The sequence below is a fragment of the Mesorhizobium sp. genome (assembly GCF_004963255.1).
Lineage (GTDB): Bacteria > Pseudomonadota > Alphaproteobacteria > Rhizobiales > Rhizobiaceae > Mesorhizobium.
Map to the genome: position 1 here is coordinate 1 of NZ_SUGA01000154.1, position 214 is coordinate 214.

A 214-nucleotide genomic window follows, 5' to 3' on the forward strand; every position below is an offset into this window, starting at 1 on the left:
TGGCGTAGGACACTTCAGGTCCGCCGAACGCCTTCGGCACATTGATCGACCACAGACCGCTCTGCGAGAACTGGTCGAGCTCGGCCACCGGCCAGATCCGCTCGCGATCGCGCTTGGAAGAATCCTTGACAAACTCGGCCGCAAGGCGATGCGCGACCTCGATCGCTTCGGCGTCGTCCTTGATGATATGCGCGGCGGTAGCCGGACGCGGCAC

Annotated in this window: 1 pseudogene; it reads right to left on the bottom strand. The window is 64.0% G+C overall.

What is annotated here, in order from left to right:
* Window positions 1-214, bottom strand: a pseudogene (locus tag E5X34_RS32860) (SfnB family sulfur acquisition oxidoreductase); the annotation flags it as partial.